The sequence below is a fragment of the Sulfurimonas sediminis genome (assembly GCF_014905115.1).
Classification (GTDB): Bacteria; Campylobacterota; Campylobacteria; order Campylobacterales; family Sulfurimonadaceae; genus Sulfurimonas; species Sulfurimonas sediminis.
The window spans coordinates 1,959,230-1,981,363 of the sequence record NZ_CP041235.1 but is presented as its reverse complement, the minus strand read 5'-3'; the positions used below and the strand labels follow the sequence as shown (position 1 = coordinate 1,981,363).

Here is a 22,134-nt window from a genome sequence, read left to right as displayed (position 1 = left end):
TGAAGAAAGAGATTATCTAATCCCTTTCTCTTCCCAGTATTTTCTGATTTTGTCTGTAAGTGCGTCCGGTAACGGAACAAAACCCAAACTTTTTGCAATTTCTTGACCGTTTTTATATGACCAGTCAAAAAATGCTGTTACTTTTTTGTTTGTTTCTTGCTTTTCAGCAGGCACCAGAATAAATGTAGCAGCTACGATAGGATAAGAGTAGGCACCTTTTGGATCGGCAATAATAGAGTAAAAATCTTTTTTAGGATCCAGATTTGCTTTTGCAGCGGCAATTTGAAATGCTTTTAATTCAGGTTTGATGTAGTGTCCTGCTCTGTTTTCAACCGAAGCCATCACAATGCCGTTTTTCTGTGCATCAGCATAGTCGATGTATCCGACAGAGTAGGGAGTCTGTTTGATAAGACTTGCCACACCTGTGTTTTTGTTTCCACCGATATGTTGGTTTCCCGGCCAGTTCAAAGATTTTTTTGCACCGTAAGTATGTCGCCACTCTTTGGATACTTTACTTAAAAAGTATGTATAGTTGAATGTTGTTCCTGAGCCGTCTGCGCGGTGAACGAATGTCACTTTTTCATGTGGCAGTTTCAATCCTGCGTTTGCAGCAGTGATTAACTTGTTGTCCCAGTATTTTATTTTCCCTTCAGAGATTGCAACGATTGCACTTCTGCTGAGTTTTAAGTTGGAAACACCCGGAATGTTGTAACCCATTGTAATTGCACCGACAACACCCGGAAACTGATAAAGATTGTTTTGTTTCAAAACTTTTGGAGAAAGAGGTTTGTCAGTCCCTGCAAAATCAACCTGTCTAGCTTTTGCATCTTTGATCCCTTTTGAAGAACCTTTTGAAATATAGTCAACTTTGATACCAGTAGCTTTATAGTAGGCTTTTGTCCATTTTTGATATACCGAATACGGAAAAGAAGCACCACTTCCTTTGAGTACATCATTTGCACTGAGTCCGCCTGCAAGAACTGAAGCTACAAGAGCTAACTTGATTACTTTTGTCATCTGTTACACCTTTTTAATTTTAGTTAAGTGCCTGACAAGAATAAATGACATAATTTAATGAAGAGAGAAAATGCAAGATACAAGGCGAAAATCCGCAAGAGCTACTGGTAGCTTCAAGGGTTTTCAACGAAGTTAGATTGTTTTTTCTCTCTTCACCCGAAGGGCAACATACAAAGGACTCATTTTCCGCGTTGAACTTCCGTTAACGATGCTAGCATCGCCAACAAAAGTTCGCCTTGAAACTAAATCCTTTGTATGTTGTTAAATATGTCATTTATTCTTGTCAGGCACTTATGAAAGTATAGACTTTTTTTATTACACTAAGGTTACAAAACGGCAAAAACTTTGTGACAAAGTTCAAAGGTATTGTCACTTGAATTGTTTTGTAGCAGATATAAATATAGTATAGGGTTGTTGCCTGTTGCCGTTTTGTAACCTTTATGTAACCTAGATATTTTATACTTCCGCCAACAAAACAAAAAGGAATTTCAAAATGAATAAAATCGTTTTATCAGCTTTAGCTGCTTTCACTCTAAGCTCAGTTACTGCCAATGCTAATGAAATCAAATTATATCAAGATGCTAACGGACAAGTGTTTACGCAACCTGCACCGAACAGAACACTGTTGGATACAAAAAGTCTTGGCAATACAAAACAAAATATTACTATAGTAGACAAGAAATCTCCAAACTTTTTATTGGGCAAGCAGACGCATATTAATATGAAATTTGTTGCACAGGACAATCCTGATATGTGGCTAAAAGCAGGTGTGCGTATTCAGGGTACATTTGAAAATAGAAGTGTTGAGGATTTGGCAACAGGTGCGACAACAAGTTATTATGATGCCTATTTGAGACGTGTTCGTTTTGAAGTAGCAGCGGGTTTTAACAAGTATGCTTCTTTTACAATGGATGTACGAAATGATAAAGCAAATTTTGAAGACAAAGGAGAGCAGTCATTCAATGTCGGTGATGCCTATGTAAAAATCAAAAAACCTTTTGATTCGTCACTTGTAAATTTTAAGCTTTTTCGTGCAAAAATTGATGTTTCCCGTACAGAAACTGTAAAATCAGCGCGTGTGCTTCACTTTGACCGTCCTCATGTAGCGGATGAAGCGGCACAGTATATTACACATAACCGTCGTGGTACAAATGCGCAGGTTTATGGTAACTGGAAGAAAAAAATTCACTATGAAATAGCTGTAGGTGATGGTGTTTACTCTGGAAAACTGAAAGATGCTTCAGGAAATAGTTTCAATGGTTCTGACTTTTTACAAAAAAGCTTCTTTTATGGTGGAAAGATTGTTCTTTCTCCATTTGATGGCTGGGAAGAGAAAAAAAGAACTGAGAGTTATTTTGGGCAGGGAAAACACTTTGAAATTGGTGCAAGTTACTGGGTAAGTCCTGATATTCAGTACACAACAACAAATAATGTAGCTACTTCTGTAGATCACAAACTCTTAAATCTTGAAATGTCAGCACACTATAAAGGTGCTTTTGTTCAAGCAGAATACTTTGACTTTGATGGTGTCGCAAAAGACTGGGCAAGCACAACAAGAGGAAAATCAAACGGTTGGTATGTAACTGGTGAATACTGCTTTGTAGATTATGGTTTTATCGCTCCATTTGTAAGATATGAATCTTGGGATAAATTTAAAGATTTGGACGGTTACGACTTAACATCTAAATTAGTCGGTGTAAACTGGTACCTTATGGGGAACTCGATTAAAGCCGGATTGACATTCCAAGAAGATGAATATGGTGCAAACATAGGGAACGAAAAAGAGCGTAGAATAAAAGTTACCTCTCAGTGGTTCTTCTAAAAACAAATTTCAAATTTCATTTCTCCTTTTTACATGTAAAGCGGTGATGCTTTACATGTAATCTTAGTGCTACATTTCTCCTTTCAATCACAAATTTATTTTATGCTATAATCAACAAATTTTTTATAAAGTGAGTATACAAATGCCACAGACACAGACTTCTTATGATTTTGATGAACTAAAGTCCCAAGTACGCTCTTTAGGTTTGCTAAAGCGTGTTCCGCTAAGAGGAAGTATAGAGATGGTAGCAATCCTCTTGAGTATGGGACTTGTCTATGTGATACTTTTTTATTACAATCATCTTATTGAAAGTTCTTCTATTGCCGCTATAGGTCTTGGTCTGTTTATGGCCTTGGTTTTTACGCGTGCTGTTTTTTGTTTCGCACGATATTTTACATACACAGTATTTCAAAAACAAGCGTCTCTCTTTTAAACTGAGCTATCCGTTTTCGGCATTCATCCTTTCGAACTCATCTTCCTGGTGGGATTTCAAACACAATGTCAATCATCATACCTGGTGCAATATTGTCCAAAAAGATGTTGACATACTGGCATTTGATGGGGCATTTACAAACAAAAAAGGCAATAAAACATGGCTTCGCAGGAGTAAATATCTTGTTTTTTGGGGTGCTATGTTTTTTATGTATCCGGCTTTTATCGTGCAGTCATATAATTTTGCGCTCAAACGCAAAAAATGGGCTGAGCTTGGCTTAATGCTTTTGCACTGGCCTTTGGTTTGGGGAGCTGTTTTTTATTTTTTACCTTTGAGTGAGGCGCTTACGGTTTATCTGACTCTGAACCTGACACTCTCTGCATGGCTGGCATTCGGTTTTATCACCAATCATCTCGGATGTGAGGTTTTTGACAAAGAAGTAGGTGAAAAACTTTCATGGATGGAGTTGCAGATGCGTACCTCACGCTCTTTAAAAGGCGGGAAATTTGTACACTGGTTTTATGGAGGATTAAATACCCAGATAGAGCATCATCTTTTCCCAAAAGCACCCAGGTTCAATCTGCTGAAAATCCAAAAAATGACAAAAGAATTTGCAGAGAAAAACGGTATTGCCTATTTTGAAACAACACCGTTGCAAGCGTATGTACAGATAAACAATGTGCTCAAATCCTATTAGGTAAATAGCAATTTAGATAAAATATCACCAATTAACAATTTGGAGATTTTAATGGACGCAGCCAAATATATTTGGATGAATGGAAAATTTGTTGCATGGGATGATGCCAAAGTACATGTACTCACACATACAATTCACTATGGAAACGGTGTAATTGAAGGAACAAAAGCTTATAAAACTGACAGAGGGTATGCAATATTTCGTTTGAATGATCATACCAAAAGACTCAAAGAGTCGGCAAAAATGACACTGATTAATATTCCTTATACTGTTGAAGAGTTGAACATTGCACAGATTGAACTCATCCGAAGAAATGAATTTACCGGGGACAATGTCTATCTTCGTCCTTTTTCGTTTTTGGGCTATGGTATTATGGGGCTTTACCATAAAGACGCACCGGTTGAAACTGCTGTTGCCGCCTGGGAATGGGGTGCTTACCTTGGGGAAGAGGGGATGCGTAAAGGCATTCGTTTGAAAATTGTCTCTATGACACGCCCGGCAAATACATCCAATATGGGAAAAGCCAAGGCAACGGCCAACTATTTGAACTCCCAAATGGCAAAATATGAAGCGATTGACTGCGGATATGATGAAGCCTTGCTTTTGGATGATGAAGGGTATGTTGCAGAAGCAAGCGGGGCCTCGTTTTTTATGATAAAAGACGGCGAAATTATTACACCGCCAAGCGATAATGCCTTAGCTTCCATCACACAAAAAACTGTCATTGAAATGGCTGAAGACCTGGGCTACAAAGTGACTCGACGCCGTATTACAAGAGAAGAGGTATATGTGGCGGATGAGGCATTTTTGACAGGAACGGCTGCAGAAATCACACCGGTTGCTTTGGTTGATGCGAGAGAGATAGGCAGAGGTTCCCGCGGGGAGATTACGGCAATTATTCAGAGCGGATATTTTGACATCGTATTTGGTCGAAACAAAAAATATGAGCATTATCTTACCTATGTGGATGAGATAAACTAAAAAGACTTTCGGAACCCATTCTTTAGGATCACTGTCATTAAGTGAAGAAAATTAATGCTTTTTCGGAACCGGTACTTTAGTGCCGGCTGTTGCAATAGTATTGCCACTCTCAGCCGGCACTAAAGTACCGGTTCCAAATAAATGCTTAACTTAATGGCAGTGATCCTTTAGGGTGGGCTGAGAGTGGCAAAAAAGTTTACATAACAAAAAAAAGGAATACAATGGCATCAGATATGAATGACTATTTTAACAAGAAGAAAAGTGAAGGCGGAGGATTTAAAAACTCTAACTCAGGTGGTGGCAGTGGTCCAAAAGGACCTCAGATGCCAAATTTGAATTTTAATTTTGGCGGGGGAAAAGCAGCACTGACATATTTTTTGATTGCTGTTGCTGTTATGCTGATTTTGGCAAAGCCGTTTATTATCATTCAAGAGGGTGAACGCGGTATTTTAAGTACAAACGGGAAGTATCAAGATCAAGCTTTGCTTCCGGGACTGCATTTTATTATCCCTGTGATTCAAAAAGTATATACGGTAGATACGAAAGTGCGTATTATAAACTATGCTTCGCGTATGGAGACAAACTCAAATGCTTCGGGGATTATTTCAAAGCCTGCCATTACAGTGCTTGATAAACGGGGTCTGCCGGTCTCTATTGAATTGACTGTTCAGTACCGACTCAATGCACAGTTTGCCGCACAGACAATTTCAAACTGGGGATTCAGCTGGGAAGACAAAATAATCAATCCGGTTGTGCGTGATGTTGTTCGTAATGTAGTCGGAAAATATGATGCCGAATCGATTCCTGTAATGCGTAACACGATTGCAACGGCTATTGAACTGGGTATACGAGAAAGTATTAAGAGTTTGAAAAATTCGCCTGTTATTCTACAGTCTATTCAGCTTCGTGATATTTTACTTCCGGCAAAAGTAAAAGAGCAGATTGAAAGAGTACAACTTGCCAAACAACAGGTACAACAGGCAGAACAGGAAGTACAGCGTGCAAAACAAGAAGCACTCAAACGTGCTGCAGAAGCTCGCGGTATTGCAGAAAAGGCAAGAATTGAAGCACAGGGTAAAGCAGACGCTGTAACAATTGAAGCAGATGCCAATGCCAAAGCAAATATTTTAATAGCAAAATCATTAACCAACAAGCTTTTGCAGCTTGAACAGATGAAAGTACAAAACAAGTTTAATGATGCACTCAGAGTCAACAAAGATGCAAAAATATTCTTGACACCGGGCGGTTCGACTCCAAATATCTGGATAGACACCAAAGATACAAGAAAAAGAACCACGGCGAAATAAAGATGCAGGAAATAATCAATAGAGTAGACTGGCAGAAGCAGGAGCTTCTGCCAGTCATTGTTCAAGACAACACGACCAATGAAGTGCTGATGATGGCCTACATGAACAAAGAGGCTCTGGAGCTTTCACTTAAAACAAAGCAGGCACACTATTTTTCAAGAAGCAAACAGCGTATATGGAAAAAAGGTGAGAGCAGTGGACATATACAGAAAATTGTCTCTTTTTTTATTGACTGTGACAATGACACCCTCTTGATAAAAGTCAATCAAAACGGGGTAGCCTGTCATACTGGTAGAAAATCATGTTTTTTTACAGAGCTGCAAAGCGGTGAGATTACTTCTGAAGTAGAAGTGAATACCGAAGCAGCATACGGTGTTATTGATACACTGTATCATACGATACAAGAGAGAAAAAATGCCGATCCTGCAACCTCATGGACGGCAAAACTTTTAAGCAAGGGTGAAAACACAATTTTGAAAAAAGTTGTTGAAGAAGCCGGAGAGTACTGTTTTGCACATAAAGACAATGATGAGAAGGAGATGGTGTATGAAGCGGCAGATTTAACCTACCATATGCTTGTGGCACTTGCTTCTAAAAATATATCGCCAGACAGAATAAAACAGGAACTTGCCCGTAGATTTGACATGAGTGGCATCGCTGAAAAAAACGCAAGAAAAGAGTAGGTAAGGTATGAAAGAGAAGCTGTTGGCATTTATTCATGGATTGATTATGTATGATTATATCCTATTTGGTGTCTCATTTCTTCTTTTTCTTCTTTTTATTATTCTTGCACTGCTCCTTCGAAAAAAGATAATTCTTGCGCTCTTTTTTGTTCTTTTCGGATTTGCAATACTTCTCCTTGGACCTACGCTTGGTTATATCGAGATGCACAAATATCTTTTTAAAAATTCAGTTCGGTTACTTTCGCAAAAAAGACTTCACTTTGTAGAGGCTTTGGTGGTCAAAGGAAGTATCACAAATGAATCCAAATTTGATTTTTCCGAGTGTAAAATCACTGCAAAAGTCTACAGGGTCACAAAGAACAGGTACAAAAACTATCTTTTACGATTAAAACCATTTCAAAAAATGTCGATTCTAGAACCTGATATACCACAAGGGCAGACTAGAGAGTTTAAAATTATCATAGAACCGTTTGTATATAAAAAAGACTATAATGTATCCCTGGAGGGAAATTGTAAATGACACTCTTTAATTACTGGCACTATATAGTTTTCTTTGTAATCTTTTTACTGAGTATTGGCGGTATAGTGAGTGCAGTGAAACAAAAAAATAAAAAACTAGTCTATTCTATGATATTTTCTATTATTTTGGTGACTGCTTTTATGGCTGTTTTTTCTGTTATGATTGTTGATAAGTATACAAAAAAGGTACAATTGGAAAAACTGCACAACAAAAGGCTCTTGAGTACGGAAGAGATAGTCTATTACGGTATTGTTAGAAATATCGGAAAATTTCCTATAGGAAAAGTGACTTTTGAAATAAAACTTGTAAACAAAGGGCATGCAACAGGAAATGTAAAAGGCGGGAATTTTTATAAACCCAGCGGTTTTATGGACTTTTTTTCCGGAGGTTTCGGAATGGGATCACACAAACCGCAAACCGTTACGAAAAAATTTGTTGTTGCCAGAAATCTCAAACCCGGTCAGGCCAAAGCCTTTAGAGTCTATTTCAGGTATCCGCCCTATTTTAGAAGTACGGCAGAATTTGCAAAAGTGTACGGGCATTAAGCCTCAGTATTTTAATCCGACTTTTTTAAGTGCCGCGTTAATGTTTTTTATCTGTTGGTTCTTGTTGCGGCACCATTTTGGAGCCAAAAGAGAATCGTCATCTATCCCTGCTGTCACTCTTTGGACATTGACATTTTTTGGTTTCATCAGAAGAGATTTTACAAGCACATCAAGATATTCCTGCTCACTGATTGGGGTAAACTCTCCACGGTTAAACTCATTTGCCAAGGCAGTGCGTTTTACAACATACAGAGGGTGATATTTTACAGAATCAATTCCCCACGAATAAGCGGCTTTGGAGGTTTCAAGCATCATCTCCTGCGTTTCTCCCGGAAGACCAAAGATAAGGTGTCCGCAAACATTCAGACCTGCCTCTTTTGATTTGATAATCCACTCTTTTACATTTTCGCTGTCATGCCCTCGGTTGATTTTTTCCAGTGTTTCATCATATACAGACTGAATGCCAAATTCAATCCAGATCTCTTTGTCTTTGGCAAGGTCTGAGAGATAGGCGAGTGTCTCTTGCGTGATGCTGTCAGAACGTGTGCCGATGCTTAAGCCTACCACATTGTCAAAAGAGAGCGCTTTTTCATAGAGTGCTTTGAGGGTTTCAAAAGGGGCATAGGTATTTGTAAATGATTGAAAGTATACAAGAAATTTTTTTGCACCGTACTCTCTTGTCTGGCGTTTTGATATGGCATCAAACTGCAGTTCAAGCTGTTTGAGCTGTTTTTGCAAAAAAGGATTCTCTTTTGATTCAAGATTTAAGTGAAATCCTTTCAATTCCACAACGGCATCCGTGCTGGCTGAAAAAGAGTCATTTTCGCAAAATGTACAGCCTCCTTTGGCCACGGTTCCATCAATATTGGGACAGGTGAAACCGGAGATATTGATGCCAACCTTGTGTACTTTTACGCCAAATTTGTTTTTTAAGTAATTACCGTATGTATAAATTTGTTCCATTAAACGATATATTTTCCAGTAAAACAGGCTGTACAGTAGATATCCTGTGTCGCATTTACACTTCTTAAGAGTGATGCTTCATCCAGATATGCCAAAGAGTCGGCTTCTATAAAATCACAAATTTCCTGCACACCCATATTTGCAGCGATTAAATTCTCTTTGCTTGGTGTATCAACACCGTAGAAACACGGATCGGTAGTCGGAGGAGAAGAGACGCGCATATGGACCTCTTTTGCCCCTGCTTCTTTAAGCATTCTGATGATTCTTCGTGAAGTTGTGCCTCGGACGATAGAGTCATCTATAACGACAACTCTTTTGCCTTTGATAATGTCTGTCATAGGAGAGAGTTTCATTTTCACTTTTAAATCACGCATCTCCTGTGTCGGCTCTATAAAGGTACGCCCTATGTAGTGATTGCGCATAATTCCCATTTCATAGGGAATACCACTCTCCTGTGCATATCCAATGGCAGCAGGTACGCCACCATCAGGTACAGGAATGACCAGGTCCGCTTCAACAGGGCGGATTTTTGCCAGCTCTTTTCCCATCTCTTTTCTGCATTCATATACAGACTGCCCGAAGACAGAAGAGTCAGGGCGGGCAAAATAGACATATTCAAAGATACAGTGCTTTGGTGTCGGCTCAAAGATTTTTACACTTTGCGGCGCTTTGCCTTCTTCAAAAATCAGAAGTTCTCCTGGTTCCACATCTCGGACAAAGGTAGCTCCCACAAGGTCAAAGGCACAGGTTTCGCTTGCCACTATATAGCCGCCGTTTGCCAAACGCCCAAGACTTAAAGGTCGAAAACCGAAACGGTCCCGCATAGCGAACATTTTGGTTCTGCTTAAAAAGACCAGAGAAAAAGCACCTTCTATTTTTTTAACAGCGTCTATAATTCTGTCAAGCAGTTTATCCTGTTCACTTTTGGCGATCAGATGAATAAGATTCTCAGTATCCATAAATGTCTGAAAAATTGCACCGCGTTTGATCAGTCTGGCACGCACTTCATCAGCATTTGTAAGGTTACCGTTGTGCACAATTGCCATCTCACCCAAATCATATCTTGCAAATACAGGCTGTGCATCAAGAATGGAATCATTTCCTGCTGTAGAGTAGCGGGTGTGGCCTATAGCGCTTGACCCGCTTAAAGTAGCAAGTTTGTCTTCATTAAAAACGCTCATAACAAGTCCGCGGTCTTTGATAGTATGAAGTTTTTCTCCATCAGATGAGCTGATACCTGCTGCTTCCTGTCCGCGGTGTTGGAGAGAATGAAGAGAAAAGTAGGCTAACTTTGAAGCCTCTTTATGACCAAAAATCCCAACAACAGCACACTTTTCATTCATATTTTCGCGCAAATTTTTTCCTTGATAAGTTGTAATTAAATTATGATGCAATTATACTCAAAATATCTATAAATATTCTCAAAGCTGTCTTAATTAACAGATATAATTTATTTTCAAAGTGGAACTGTTTTTGCTATAAATTATATATTTTCAAAAAAGGTAGGATATATGGAAATTGTTTTGCGCAATAATCTTATTCTTATCACTACAGGGTTTGATACCTTAAATACAAGTTGGATGAGAGAATTTTTAAATCATCATGCCCGTGGTATGCTCTTTTTACCTAAAGCTGTCCTTGTATTTCAAAATAAATCACTAACACAGGTCAGAGAAAATTTCATAAGAGAGTTAAGTGAATTTCATGCAAAAACACATGATTTCAATCATGAATTCTTCTTGCGTTCCATGTTAAAGTTTGGTAACCAGCCGATTAAAATAGAGCTCAACAAGATGGAAGAGCCTGAAACTATAAAAGTACACCTCTATGCGTATGATAAAGATACGGTGCTTATTTCATTAGACAGTCCAAATTCATGGGTACTCAACTATATGCGCTCACAGCTTGAAGTATATGTGGAGCGGGGAACAGACATCTCTTTGGTGGTGGATGTCAGTGATTTTAAGTCAAAAGCAAGACTGGAACGTGCTTTAAACAAGCGCCATATTTTGCATTATCAGATTCAGTATACCTATGACAACCATTTTATGTCCAAACTCTACTCGGATTTTGCAAATTTTTCTTTCGGAGATTTATGCAAAGCCTCTTTTGATGAAGAGAAAAAACATTTTTATACAATCCTGGAATGTCCTATAGGGGCTTCTCAGGATGCTTTGAAAAAAAGTTATAAAAAACTGACAAAAGTCTATCATCCGGACAAAATCTTCCATGAAAGCCCCTATCTTGTAGAACATTACACACAAAAATTTCAGTTACTGCAAGAAGCATATCAGGCACTGCGTGTTGTCAGTTAATTATATCTTCTTACTTTAGAGAGCGTTTTTTAAGCAGTGCCTGAAAATCCTCGCTGCTGTAAAGTGCCAGGCCTGCACCGCTGAGCTGGGTGAGCTCTTTGGAAAATCCCCGTTTTGAGAACAAAACGATTTGGGTCGGTTCAATGCCAAGTTTCTGGCATTTGTCCCGTATTTTATGCAGCTCTTTTTTGTTGATGATATGGTTTGTCCATTTGCATTCTCCGACATAAATACGATCGTTTTGAGTGATTGTGAGTATGTCTATCTCTATTTTTGCATCCCAGTAACTGCCGCTGCTGCGTATATGTGCATCACGGAGATGATAGTTCAGCAGTACCTCTGAAAGTTCTTCGTATACCAGGCTGGTATAACTGTTGTGACGCAGGGTAAAATCTTTGAAAAAGGCATCATATTGCTGTGCCTCAATTTCTTTGATATGGGGTATGACAAAGTAAAACCAAAACCTGACAAAAGGGTGGGTAAAAAGGACTTTGTGAGAAATACGGTGGCGTGCTTCTTCGCGTTTAAGTTTGGTGTTTGGATACTTGTCTCTTGGATGTTCTTCCCGTGAATACTCCAGCTGAATCAAGCCCTTTTCCTGTAAAAAATTGAGAGCTGCTCCACCGTTTGCATTATTGAGTCCGGCTTTGTTAAAAGCAGAAAAAATGCGTCTGTCACCTGTTGCAAGCGCTTTGAGAAGTTTTCTGTGCAGGGTGTTGTTCAGTGTAAGTGCACTCATCTGTCTGTCTATGGCTTCAAAATTGTCCAATACAAGAATCCGGAGCAGCTCTTCAATAGGCTTTGTCGTATCAATATCCCAGTCAAGTCCGCCAAATACAGCGAAGTAGGAGATCTGCGTCTCCATATCATCGGGGTAGTTTTTGAAGTAAAAAGAGCGAAACTGCTCAAGAAGTTTTGTATTTGTCATATGTTAATTGTAACATATTATTAGCAGTGAAATACTTTTTTCGGAACCCGTACTTTCTAACGCTAAAGCGTAATTTAGAAAAAAACTAAATTTTTTCCTGCAGGGCGGGCTTTCTGGTGTTGAAAGAAAACTAAAACTCAAATTTCGAAATTATGTGATTAAAATCTAATTAACGAGTTGGGGTAGCGACACCAGCGCTAGTTAAATTTTGGTCAACAACATCTAGTATATTGCTTTTTGCACTTGACATATAAGTATTAAGCCCTGCAACCAAACCGACACCAACGATTACTAATAAAAGAGCAACTAAAACACCGCTCATACCTTTTTGTGACTTAATACGTTTGAATAGATTTTTGATCATATTCTCTCCTTCTTTGTGATAAATCTGTGATAAGTATATCACTTTTATATAAGAAAAGCAAATAATATTTACTTAAACCAATTATTAACTTACCTTATAGTGTTTTTGTGTATTTTTGTGAAATCCATACACTTGCATTTACATCTTTACATGTACTGTAACAGTCCTGTTTTACTTTTAACCAGCTTGCACCGTTGACTGTTTTGGAGATGTCTGATGTAAATTTATGCCCTTCTTTCCAGACATCGACACGCTTTCCGTTAACAGGTTTTTTTCTGAGAAATATCTTTTTCGTATTGACTACATAGGTTTGAAGAGAAGGTTTTGTCTCTTTTTTTACTTCTGTTTCTTTCTTCTTTGGCATTGTCATTGTAAGTTCATGTGTCTTTTGTGCCGCTATTTGTGTCTTTTGTGCTGTCTTTTGCTCTGTCTGTTGTGTCTGTTGTGTGGGATTCTCTTCCGGCGGAGTTTGCAGACTTTCTTCTTCATCTATTATAATCGGAGCGGGAAATGAAATATGTGATACTTCAGATGGTGCCGCTTCTATAGTCTTTTGCTCTGTATAGGGAGTTTTTTTCGGAGTATCAGTCACCTTTGCATGAAAAACACTGCTTTGCGCTTTAAAATTTTTGTAAAAGTCGGTGTCGTCTATCTCTTCATTGACATCCACAATCTCAGGGACAAGTAAAAAGATCAGATCTGTTGTATTTAAATTTTCAACTTTATGCTTGAAAAGTTCGCCCAGTAAAGGAATATCTCCAAACAAAGGAATTTTTTCTTCACTTTTGGAATTTTCACTGTGCAGACGACCTCCGAGTGCTATAACCTGCTCAGATTTTACAACCACATTTGTCTGAATGTTTTTACTGATAAAAGAGGGAATGGAGATACCGGCTCCTAGAGCAACATTATTGGCAGGGTTGGTATCTATGGCACTGTCTTGAATATCTACATTGATGTGCATATAGCCCTCCGTTTGCATAAACTTGCTTGTGAGTGTAAGTTTAAGACCGTACTCTTTTTCTGTCACCTGAATGGTAGGTGCTGTTCCAGTGTTTTGTATAATACCTGTCGGGATATAAAGCTCCCCGCCTACGCGAAAGGTCGCATTTTTGTCTTCTGTTGTGATGAGCACCGTGTCATCGAGTATATTGGCAACTCCTTTACTTTGTAAAAAATTAAGTGTAGCAAGAACGGACTTGCCGGTTGCTGTTGTAAAATTTCCCAGGTTGTCAAGTAAAAAACCACTGAATGTTGCAGAATTTGCAGCACCCGTATTGGCTGTTGCATTGACATATTTGTTGAAAAATCCCAGTCCGGTAACACCACCCAAATCTTTTGCTCTTTGGTTGTCTACGGAAATGAGGTAGAGTTTTGTACGAATCATTTTGTTGACTCTGCGTGTTTTTGTCAAATCCATCAGTTTGTCTGTATCTACACCGCCTTTTTTCAAAATCTCATAAATTCTTTTTTTGTCATGCGGATCTTTAAATACACCGGTGATGACGGTAGAGTCATTGCCGACCATGCTCAGAGAGAGATTCGGCTCAATGATATTGATCATTTTTTGAATATAGCCGAGATTCTCATTCACATAGACATGATAATTTTCTATAGAGTTGTCCCTGTAGATGATAAGAATAGAGGTATTACCCGTTTTTTTGCCAAATATTTTAAGCAAACTTCCTTTTGCCGTACTCTCCAAAAGAGAAACGTTAATATTTTCTCTATTACCGACTATGAGTTTTTTGATCTTTTTTTGCAAGGGTAGGACCTGGTACTCATTGTTAAAGACAAGGATATCATTTGCAAAAAGATGCAGACAAATTCCCAACAGTAGTAGTATTTTTTTCATTTTTTCCCCTTTTTATTGGCAGGTGCCGGTGATTGATATGTTTTGATCATGGTACGAATAGGTTTGCATTTGTGTGCTTAAGGTTTTGTTTTTAAAATAGGGACCGTTATGGGTATATTTTATTGTGACAATGACCTGTCCTCTCAGCGTTGCATCTGCCGGAGCGGAAAAGCTTATGGTTGTTCCTTTTGGACACAGTCTGCTTCCTACTTCTGTATTGAGTGTTGCATTGAGAGTATTGCTTCTGAGATCCTTTTCACTGTCAAGCACAGTAGAGGTCTGATTGGCTATGAGTTTGAGTTTGTAATCCTCTTGCATCACACTCCAGTAGTCTATCATCAGTGTTATGATAAAGGCTAAAGTCGGCAGAACAACAAGCAGCATCGCCATAATTTGACCCATACCGAAGGCATTGCGAAAATTATGTTTAGTTTTCATAAGATATTTTCACTCTTTGTACATGTTTTTTTCTCTGTTTTTTAAACACTTTTCTGTCTACGAGGAGCAACTCTTTTTGTTTTTGCAGTTTGGTGTTGATCTCCTTGGGTGTTTTTATCATCCATAACTGCCCTCCGTAGTTGTGAAGGTTATAGACTCGCTTGCTGTTGAGTGCCTGTGTTTTGTAGTAATATGCCAAAAAGTTTTTAATCTCTTTTGGTACCATTTGCAATATAACACTGTCTGCTTTGACAGCCATTTGCTTTTCATTGTAGCTCAGAAGTTTTGTCTGTCTGTTTCCGTTGGTGACAAAGCTGTCTATCTTTACATGTAAAGCGACATATTTTGTGTAAAAGAGATCCGGAGTTTTTTTGTTTGTAGAAGGAATGGCACAGGCTATATCTACAAAATCTCCCGAACGCAGAGATGTGTCCTGATTTCTAAAAAGAGAGAGTGCAACTGAGAGTGTGTCTTTGGTGACCTGCTGTGGTGCTTCTGTCTTTTGAGGCTGTGCCTGTTTTTCTTTTTTCTTTTGCTTTGTTGCTTCTGCTTTCTGCTTGGTTTTTGGTGGTATCGCAACAATCTTTTCAGGACGAACAGGCTCACCTTTGTAAATATCGACATTGGCATACCGGCCTATAATCTCCACGTCTGTCAAAGGATTAAAAGTGATATAGTTTTTGGAAAGAGTGGCTTTTTTGAGAGAGTCTGCATTGAGGACATCCCCTTTGTGTATCTTTTTTGCCGCAACATAAACTTCAACTTTTGTTCCTTTGTCTTCTTTCATTTTTTCCTGTTTCAGGTATAAAAGCAGTGCTACTGATGAGCTAAAAAGCACCAATCCGACCATGATTCCCATGATTATTCTTGTTTTTCTATTTTTCATATTACTCCCTTTTAAAATCCCGGCATTAAGGCATCTGCTGCCATTGGAAATGCTATCATTGCGATAACTGCCGGTAAGATGAACAAAAACATTACAAATGTAATGCCTATATTCATTGTTGCCGCTTTTTTCTCTATGTTGAGCATCTCCATGGATTTAAGCTCCTGTGCCTGATTTTCAAATATTGATTTCACACCGATTCCTGTCTCCTCAGAGAGGCGCATAAAACCGACAATGGTTGCTATGGCATCACTGCCCGTACGGTTGACGAGATTTGTAAACGCTATATCACTAGAGTAGGTTATAAACTCGTTTTTAAACTTTTTTGATTCAGCCAAAAGGTCCGGACCCAAAACACTTTCTCCTTCTGTGGTGACTTTGTCTATGGCATTGTTAAGACCGCCGCCGCCTTCAAGAATGATGATGAGCAGATCTATAAAAACAGGCAAATCATTTTCTATTCTTTTGATTCTTGCTTTGATTTGTTCTTCAAGGTAGAGGTAAGGCATAAAAAATGCGATACTCAGCCCTCCTGCAACCAAGAAAAACTTGTTTAAAAAACTGAAATCTATAAAGAATAGTAAAGAAATCAAAGAGGCACCTGCTAAAACACTGGCAAAGACAATTTCGTTAAACTGCTTTTTCTTGAGTCCTGCTCTTTGCAGTTTGAGCTTGAATTGTGCTTTTTTTGCACTGAAATTATCATTCAGAATGATGTCATCTTCTGTGGCAAAAACAGCGGATAAAAATGTGTTGTGTTTATAGCGTTCATACACATACAAAGTGAGATACCAAAAAAGAACAACAATCGAAATTACTAAAAGGGCAGTGGCAAATATTTCCATCATTTATTTACCTTTGTCAGCATTTTGTTAATCATAATTCCGGTAAATACCCAAAGAGCAATGCCTAAAAGCTGAAATCTTCCATATTCGGACTCCATAAAGTAGTGGTGCAGTTTTCCGTCAAAATTTCCGTTGAGTGAAAAATACAAAAAGATGGTAATGAGAACAACAACATAGGAACCCACACTGCCTTCTCTTGTAACAACATCTACTTTCTCCTGCATCTTTTCTCTGTATGTAATTGTTTTTTCAACTTTTTCCAGAGTATTTGAAAACTGTCCGCCGCTTTCTCTTCCTATTTTGATAGCAAGTGCAAAGATACGAAGCTCTTTGGAATGTACAAACTGGTATAAATTCGTAAAGGCCTCCATCTCTCCGATAGTGTTTTTTTCCTGAAAGAATTTTGCAAAAATATCACGAAAAAGTTTTGAGCCGGATACAGCAACAGACTTGCTGAGCGCCTGCTCAAATCCTATGCCGTTTTTCATCATTTTTACAAGCACAGAAATAGCCACAGCCAGGGCTTTATTAAATCTTTTTTTCCTGCTGCTTATAATTGTCTGTACAATCATGTAAAATATAAAAGCACCAAAAGGAATTCCTATCACATAACCACTCCAATGACGTAAAAAAAGTGCAAAAAGAGAACCTGCAAAGAGACAAAATACAATAAATATCAGCACAAATATATAGGGAGAAAAGCTGAATCCTGTTTGCAGCATCAGTGCGGTTATTTTGTTTTTGAATGTATTCCTGCTCTCTTGATCCTTCTCTTGCAAAATATCTTCTTCATCAGCATCTACAAGGGATATGACATGTTTAATGTAGTTGATGTGTTTTGTACGTCGGTATTCTACAAAAAGAATATAACCCAGAGCAGTGGCACTGAAAGTGATAACAAAAATAAGTAGTATGTCTATGTGTAAAGGAGTCATTATTTTAAGTTCGGCCATCTTTCTAATATGCTTTTTCCTGAGATATACGAAGCTTGAATAATCTCTGACATATAATTCTGTTTCCATCCGCACATTCTTTTGGGATGAAAGGCATTAATCTCATCTGTGAGCATCTCTTTGCTTACCACATAGTCGTTGTCAAATATACGTGATTCCATAGTCACACCGTTTTGCATCATTTTGGAAATAGCTCGTGAAGAGCCTGAAACCGCTTTGAAGTTTCCGCTTGAATCCATCGGATTGTCACTGTTTTCATTACGCTGAAATTCAAACAGATCCAGCATGGAAACGACACCGTTTTCTTCTATGCGTTTTTCCGGCTCAGATATTTTTACAATCCGTCTTGTTCCGTCGGGAAAACGGACAATTTGTATGATTAAGTCAACCGCAGAGATAATCTGCGAACGCACAAAGGTCATATTTGCCGTCGGACGGGCTTCTAAAAACATGTTTTCAATACGCACAATTGCCTCTTTGGTGTCATCTGCATGAATGGTTGTCATGGAACCGGGATGTCCCGTATTCATAGCATTGAGCATGGTGACAATCTCGGGACCTCTACACTCCCCGACGATGATACGCCTTGGACTTGAACGCAAAGCCGTACGTAACAGGCTCTCTATGGTTATGGCACCGGCACCCTCTTCGTTTGGCGGACGCGCCTCAAAAGAACGGATGGCATGGCAGGGCATTTGCGGTTTCATCTCTTTTGTATCTTCTATGGTAAGGAGTTGATCGCCTTCGTCAATAAATCTGGTTATAGCATTTAAAAAAGTTGTTTTTCCGCTTGAAGTACCGCCGGAGACGACAATATTGAGTTTTCCTTTGACTGCTTTTATGAGGAAATAGGCCATTTTTAAATTTATCATATTTGAGTCTATAAGTGTTTCAAAAAGCAGAGGAATTTCGCGAAATTTTCTCACAGTTACATAGGAGCCGGGATTCCCGTCACTGTCAAGGTTTGCAGAAACAGGAGGAATCTGTATCTCTATACGGGAACCGTCCGGCAGTTTTGCCGAGGCAATAGGATGTGATTCGTCTATTTTTCTGTTGGAGACCATCAGCATTCTGTTGATAAAACGGCGGAGGTCTTCTTCGCTTCTGAATTTGAAAGGCGTTGCTATGGTCTGTCCGTTGTAAATGACATCAATGTAGTCTTTGGTATTGACCAAAATATCATTGAGCCCCTGTCCGGCAAGACGCATCACTGTTGAGATGGGACCGTAATAGAGCAGATTGTCTATGATGAAGTCGGCTATCTCTGTTTTAAGTGCAGGCTTTGGCAGTGTAAAATCAGATATGTGTTTGGTAACCACCTCACGTATCATTTTTTCTGTGAGTTGCCCGTTAATATTGAGTTTTTCTACAAAAGCATCATAAATAGAGCAGGCAAGTTGAAAATACTCCTCATTTCTGTAGATAAGAGGAAAACAAAATTCAGTACAGAGGTTTTCCTCAATATGGACAGAGGAGGTGTTGCTTTTTACTTCTGTTTTTTCTTTTGTATTGCTGTAGCGTTCTTTGATTTTTTCTTTTAAAGCCATTGTTTTACTCTGCTCCAGAAAGATTCTCTGTTTTTGTGTGCATTTTCATACAGGGCACCGTCATGAATAAAAAAATGTTCTCCAAACTCTTTGAGTTTGAGCATAAAAGGAGCATCGGGATATTCATCGCATACAAGTTGTGCCTCATTCCAGCACTCTCGCAGATGCAAAGCATCATTTGGCAGAGCAAAGCCTATTTCAAAGTTATGCTTTAAGCCTTTTGAGAGTATTTTCCTCGCTTCTTCATGTGTAACACTTCCGTAAGAGTCTGAACGGTTGGCAATGATATGTGTTTTGGAATACCAGCCGCTTTTGTCTATAATGTCGATATAGGTTTTCAAAATAGACATTGAGGGAATGGAAAATTCTGTAATGACAAAAATATTGTCGGCGATTTCCTGTATATCCACCTCTAAATCCACATCTTCAAAAACACCTACATCTATAATGATAAAATCAAATTTTTCTTTGATAAACATGATGAAATTTAAAAACATCTGTATATTTTCAGGCTTCTCCAACTCTTCTCTGTCAGTATGTTTTTGCATACCCGGTACAAAGTAAAGGTTGTCATTTAATTTTTCCAGACCGTTTTCAAAGAGTTCCTGCATATCAAGATTCTGCACATTTGAGATGTCTACAATGGTTTTTTTGGGCTGCGGGTAATTAAAAAAGAGGTTTGAGACCGCTTTTGTATAGGCAAAATCCAAAAAAAGAACATTTTTTTCCGGATGGTCCTGTGCCAGTGTTTTTGCAAGGTTCATGGCAATGGTTGTTGTCCCGACCCCACCGTTTATGCCGGTAAAAACAGAAATATTACTGTTGCCGCGTCGCGCTTTTATAATGCTTTGCGACTTTATGATGAGATTTGTGATGAGCCCTGAGTCGGCTTCTTCTTCGCTGAGGTAGACATCAACACCGATTTTTCCTGCAAGCAGAGAAAATTTTGTATCATTTTTACCGACAACTATCATATAGATATTATTGTTAAAGTGGATATCAGAGATTTTTTCTATATCTTCGAGGTTTTCTACACGATAGAGCAGTACCACATCACGGTTTTTGCTTGCTGCATAAAAGCTGATAAAGTCATTGATGGAGTTAAAGTTTTTGACATCTGTAAACTCGTCTTTTAAATCGTTGTAGCACTCTTTGTCTATTTTTGATACATAGGCGATTATCATTAATGCATTCCTCCGTTTTGACTGTTACTCTGATCATTCCTGTTCTGACGTTCTCGTGAGACTTTAATGATTTCAAACTCTGTTGTTGTTCCAGGAGTTGTTGCGTTAATATCTTCAATATCTATCTTTTTAAGGTGGAGAATAAGACCTTTGTGTACTTTTTCTTTGTATTCGACAACGCTCCAATCATCATCTCGTAATACTTTGTCAACCTGTGCGTCATATTCTTTTGTTGATTGTTTTCCATACAGGACAAAGCTGACAATATTCCCAACGCTATCAAAGAACCGTCCAAACAGACCTTTCTTTTGTCTGCCTTGATTTCTTTTACACCAGTTTAACCAATCTTCTGTTGAAAGATTAACAATATCATGTGTAGTTTTAGGAAACCAATACCAATTACTTTCTGTTGTTACATTTAACAAATCATATTGAGTTGAATCAGTAGCCCAACCAAAGAGGCCTGAATTCATGTCAAATTCTGTATTTGTCACAACACCTTCTGTAAAAGTTTTACTATCCCATCCAATCGGAAAAAAGAAAAAGTTTTTTGTTTGCTTTACTTTACAGGATTGCACCTCTGTACCATAGACACTTTCAATACCTAAAAGTTTAAAATATTCAAAGCCTTTTACTATGCCGTTTTGTACCTGCATAAAAGTTAAAGGCATATGATTTGTAAAATCAAAGTTGACACTGACAGTTTCTGTGAGTGTTTTTGAATTTTCTCCAAAGAAAAAGCGAAACATGGACTTTGCCATGAATATCATCGGTTTAAAAACCTCGCTAAGAACAGGGAATCTTCCTGTGTTTTGATCAATTTTAGGCTGTACATAATTGGTATTGTCAAGTTTGCTTGCAAGTGTCAGAAGGGTTGTTTCTGTGTCTTCTAAAACAGAGTCTGACTGTATGCTTGATTTGTTAGAGTTTTCACCCAGTAAACTGGCGCCGTTTCCAAAAAAAGGCATCCACTGGCTCATACCAAAGAAATTTTGAAACTTACATGTAAGGCTGTCTGGATTAAAAGTGAAAAAGATGCCGTCGCATCCTGTCGTGTCATTTATCATCAGGGCATTATAATCAAGCAGTGAAGGCTGTTTCGTAGCAGAAGCCTGATTGATGCTGTTTGTATCTATGGCAGATTCTTTTTTTATACGGTACTCTTGCTGCAGACCAAAAACAATATTTGCCATATATCTGTTTCTTGCTTCAACGGTATTTTGTGTCAAAGCAGAAACAACAGTCGTGTCATTCTGTGGAGAAAAATAGGTCTTTATCAGTTGTATCATATAACCAAAAAAAGTTTTTGGTTTTTCATTGTTATAATCATCTGTGCCGTCATCTTGATAATATTTGCCGTCTCGAAATACATCCAAAGCATAAAAAGCATCATCATGGTTAGCATCATAATTTTGTGCGGAATCAAAAGGAATTCTGTATTCCCCTGCAGGCAAAACTTGTCCCATGGCATCTTTTTTTAGTTCAGGATTAGCTAAAGTTCCATCATTAATCAAAAACGGTTTTTGTCCTGAACAGCCTTCTTCCGGCAATCCGCCGTCTTTACATGTAAAGACATTTTCTATAGTCAGTTTGACATTGGCGGCAGTTGCAATGTTTGTAAAATTGGACTGGTCCTGTGCGGCATCTGAAAATTTTCCCCAAAAATTGTTGATTTTAAAATTTTGCGTATTGATTTTGACATTCTGGTACATAATTTTGTCACCATAGTCATTTTGTATGTCCTCTGCTTCATACGGTGTCTGCAACGTTACATTTGTTGTTGTCTTTGCCGAGAGTACCAGCGTCAGTACAAACAGACTTAAAAGTATGATTTTTTTCATTTTTTCCCCT

At 38.4% G+C, this 22,134-nt stretch carries 22 protein-coding genes; 9 read left to right on the top strand and 13 right to left on the bottom strand.

The window, feature by feature from the left end; all coding sequences use genetic code 11:
• Positions 1 to 12 precede the first annotated feature (12 nt).
• Entirely contained in the window at positions 13 to 1,017 is a 1,005-nt protein-coding gene (gene pstS, locus FJR45_RS10635) for a phosphate ABC transporter substrate-binding protein PstS (protein ID WP_193150505.1), read from the bottom strand.
• 493 nt (positions 1,018 to 1,510) lie between these two features.
• Between pstS and FJR45_RS10630 the strand changes: the two genes are divergently transcribed.
• The 8 genes from FJR45_RS10630 to FJR45_RS10595 all read left to right on the top strand — a co-directional run bounded on the left by FJR45_RS10630 (position 1,511) and on the right by FJR45_RS10595 (position 8,005).
• Complete coding sequence (locus tag FJR45_RS10630; protein WP_193150504.1) at positions 1,511 to 2,839, top strand: putative porin; 1,329 nt, start codon at positions 1,511 to 1,513, stop codon at positions 2,837 to 2,839.
• Between the two features lie 142 nt (positions 2,840 to 2,981).
• Positions 2,982 to 3,272 (top strand): hypothetical protein, encoded by a 291-nt coding sequence (locus FJR45_RS10625; RefSeq protein ID WP_193150503.1) that lies wholly within the window; start codon positions 2,982 to 2,984, stop codon positions 3,270 to 3,272.
• The gene (locus tag FJR45_RS10620) at positions 3,205 to 3,969 is read left to right on the top strand and encodes an acyl-CoA desaturase (RefSeq protein ID WP_193150502.1); all 765 of its coding nucleotides are present in this window, start codon (positions 3,205 to 3,207) and stop codon (positions 3,967 to 3,969) included. Before FJR45_RS10625 ends, FJR45_RS10620 begins: the two co-directional genes overlap by 68 nt.
• Before the next feature lie 51 nt (positions 3,970 to 4,020).
• A complete protein-coding gene (locus FJR45_RS10615; RefSeq protein ID WP_193150501.1) occupies positions 4,021 to 4,950 on the top strand; it encodes a branched-chain amino acid transaminase in 930 nt (309 codons plus the stop codon).
• A 221-nt stretch (positions 4,951 to 5,171) separates the two neighbouring features.
• Positions 5,172 to 6,257: a prohibitin family protein gene (locus FJR45_RS10610; protein ID WP_193150500.1), complete on the top strand. Its 1,086-nt coding sequence runs from the start codon at positions 5,172 to 5,174 to the stop codon at positions 6,255 to 6,257.
• A gap of 2 nt (positions 6,258 to 6,259) precedes the next feature.
• Positions 6,260 to 6,940: a bifunctional phosphoribosyl-AMP cyclohydrolase/phosphoribosyl-ATP diphosphatase HisIE gene (gene hisIE / locus FJR45_RS10605; RefSeq protein WP_193150499.1), complete on the top strand. Its 681-nt coding sequence runs from the start codon at positions 6,260 to 6,262 to the stop codon at positions 6,938 to 6,940.
• A gap of 7 nt (positions 6,941 to 6,947) precedes the next feature.
• Complete coding sequence (locus FJR45_RS10600) at positions 6,948 to 7,460, top strand: DUF2393 domain-containing protein (protein ID WP_193150498.1); 513 nt, start codon at positions 6,948 to 6,950, stop codon at positions 7,458 to 7,460.
• Positions 7,457 to 8,005 carry a DUF2393 family protein gene (locus FJR45_RS10595; RefSeq protein ID WP_193150497.1) on the top strand — a complete coding sequence of 183 codons (549 nt, stop codon included), beginning with the start codon at positions 7,457 to 7,459 and terminating at the stop codon, positions 8,003 to 8,005. Before FJR45_RS10600 ends, FJR45_RS10595 begins: the two co-directional genes overlap by 4 nt.
• Before the next feature lie 3 nt (positions 8,006 to 8,008).
• Here the strand turns inward: FJR45_RS10595 and mnmL are convergent, their stop codons facing one another.
• Both mnmL and purF read right to left on the bottom strand, forming a co-directional pair.
• Positions 8,009 to 8,968, bottom strand: coding sequence for a tRNA modification radical SAM protein MnmL/YtqA (mnmL, locus tag FJR45_RS10590; RefSeq protein WP_193150496.1), 960 nt, complete (start codon positions 8,966 to 8,968; stop codon positions 8,009 to 8,011).
• On the bottom strand, positions 8,968 to 10,323 hold the full coding sequence (gene purF, locus FJR45_RS10585; protein WP_193150495.1) for an amidophosphoribosyltransferase: 1,356 nt from the start codon (positions 10,321 to 10,323) through the stop codon (positions 8,968 to 8,970). Before purF ends, mnmL begins: the two co-directional genes overlap by 1 nt.
• 156 nt (positions 10,324 to 10,479) lie before the next feature.
• Between purF and FJR45_RS10580 the strand changes: the two genes are divergently transcribed.
• Positions 10,480 to 11,283 carry a J domain-containing protein gene (locus tag FJR45_RS10580; RefSeq protein ID WP_193150494.1) on the top strand — a complete coding sequence of 268 codons (804 nt, stop codon included), beginning with the start codon at positions 10,480 to 10,482 and terminating at the stop codon, positions 11,281 to 11,283.
• A 10-nt stretch (positions 11,284 to 11,293) separates the two neighbouring features.
• Here the strand turns inward: FJR45_RS10580 and FJR45_RS10575 are convergent, their stop codons facing one another.
• The 10 genes from FJR45_RS10575 to FJR45_RS10530 form a co-directional block, all read right to left on the bottom strand.
• Positions 11,294 to 12,211, bottom strand: coding sequence for a DUF234 domain-containing protein (locus tag FJR45_RS10575; protein ID WP_193150493.1), 918 nt, complete (start codon positions 12,209 to 12,211; stop codon positions 11,294 to 11,296).
• A gap of 169 nt (positions 12,212 to 12,380) precedes the next feature.
• Entirely contained in the window at positions 12,381 to 12,575 is a 195-nt protein-coding gene (locus FJR45_RS10570) for a hypothetical protein (RefSeq protein ID WP_193150492.1), read from the bottom strand.
• 94 nt (positions 12,576 to 12,669) lie between these two features.
• The gene (locus FJR45_RS10565; protein WP_193150491.1) at positions 12,670 to 14,430 is read right to left on the bottom strand and encodes a type II and III secretion system protein family protein; all 1,761 of its coding nucleotides are present in this window, start codon (positions 14,428 to 14,430) and stop codon (positions 12,670 to 12,672) included.
• 12 nt (positions 14,431 to 14,442) lie between these two features.
• Positions 14,443 to 14,868 carry a hypothetical protein gene (locus FJR45_RS10560; protein WP_193150490.1) on the bottom strand — a complete coding sequence of 142 codons (426 nt, stop codon included), beginning with the start codon at positions 14,866 to 14,868 and terminating at the stop codon, positions 14,443 to 14,445.
• Positions 14,858 to 15,754 carry an SAF domain-containing protein gene (locus FJR45_RS10555; protein WP_193150489.1) on the bottom strand — a complete coding sequence of 299 codons (897 nt, stop codon included), beginning with the start codon at positions 15,752 to 15,754 and terminating at the stop codon, positions 14,858 to 14,860. Before FJR45_RS10555 ends, FJR45_RS10560 begins: the two co-directional genes overlap by 11 nt.
• An 11-nt stretch (positions 15,755 to 15,765) precedes the next feature.
• Positions 15,766 to 16,602 (bottom strand): type II secretion system F family protein, encoded by an 837-nt coding sequence (locus FJR45_RS10550; protein WP_193150488.1) that lies wholly within the window; start codon positions 16,600 to 16,602, stop codon positions 15,766 to 15,768.
• Positions 16,599 to 17,534 carry a type II secretion system F family protein gene (locus FJR45_RS10545; protein WP_193150487.1) on the bottom strand — a complete coding sequence of 312 codons (936 nt, stop codon included), beginning with the start codon at positions 17,532 to 17,534 and terminating at the stop codon, positions 16,599 to 16,601. Before FJR45_RS10545 ends, FJR45_RS10550 begins: the two co-directional genes overlap by 4 nt.
• Complete coding sequence (locus FJR45_RS10540; RefSeq protein WP_193150486.1) at positions 17,534 to 19,099, bottom strand: TadA family conjugal transfer-associated ATPase; 1,566 nt, start codon at positions 19,097 to 19,099, stop codon at positions 17,534 to 17,536. Before FJR45_RS10540 ends, FJR45_RS10545 begins: the two co-directional genes overlap by 1 nt.
• Positions 19,090 to 20,283 carry a CpaE/TadZ family protein gene (locus tag FJR45_RS10535; protein WP_193150485.1) on the bottom strand — a complete coding sequence of 398 codons (1,194 nt, stop codon included), beginning with the start codon at positions 20,281 to 20,283 and terminating at the stop codon, positions 19,090 to 19,092. Before FJR45_RS10535 ends, FJR45_RS10540 begins: the two co-directional genes overlap by 10 nt.
• A complete protein-coding gene (locus FJR45_RS10530; protein WP_193150484.1) occupies positions 20,283 to 22,124 on the bottom strand; it encodes a hypothetical protein in 1,842 nt (613 codons plus the stop codon). The genes FJR45_RS10535 and FJR45_RS10530 overlap by 1 nt, the downstream gene beginning before the upstream one ends.
• Positions 22,125 to 22,134 lie beyond the last annotated feature (10 nt).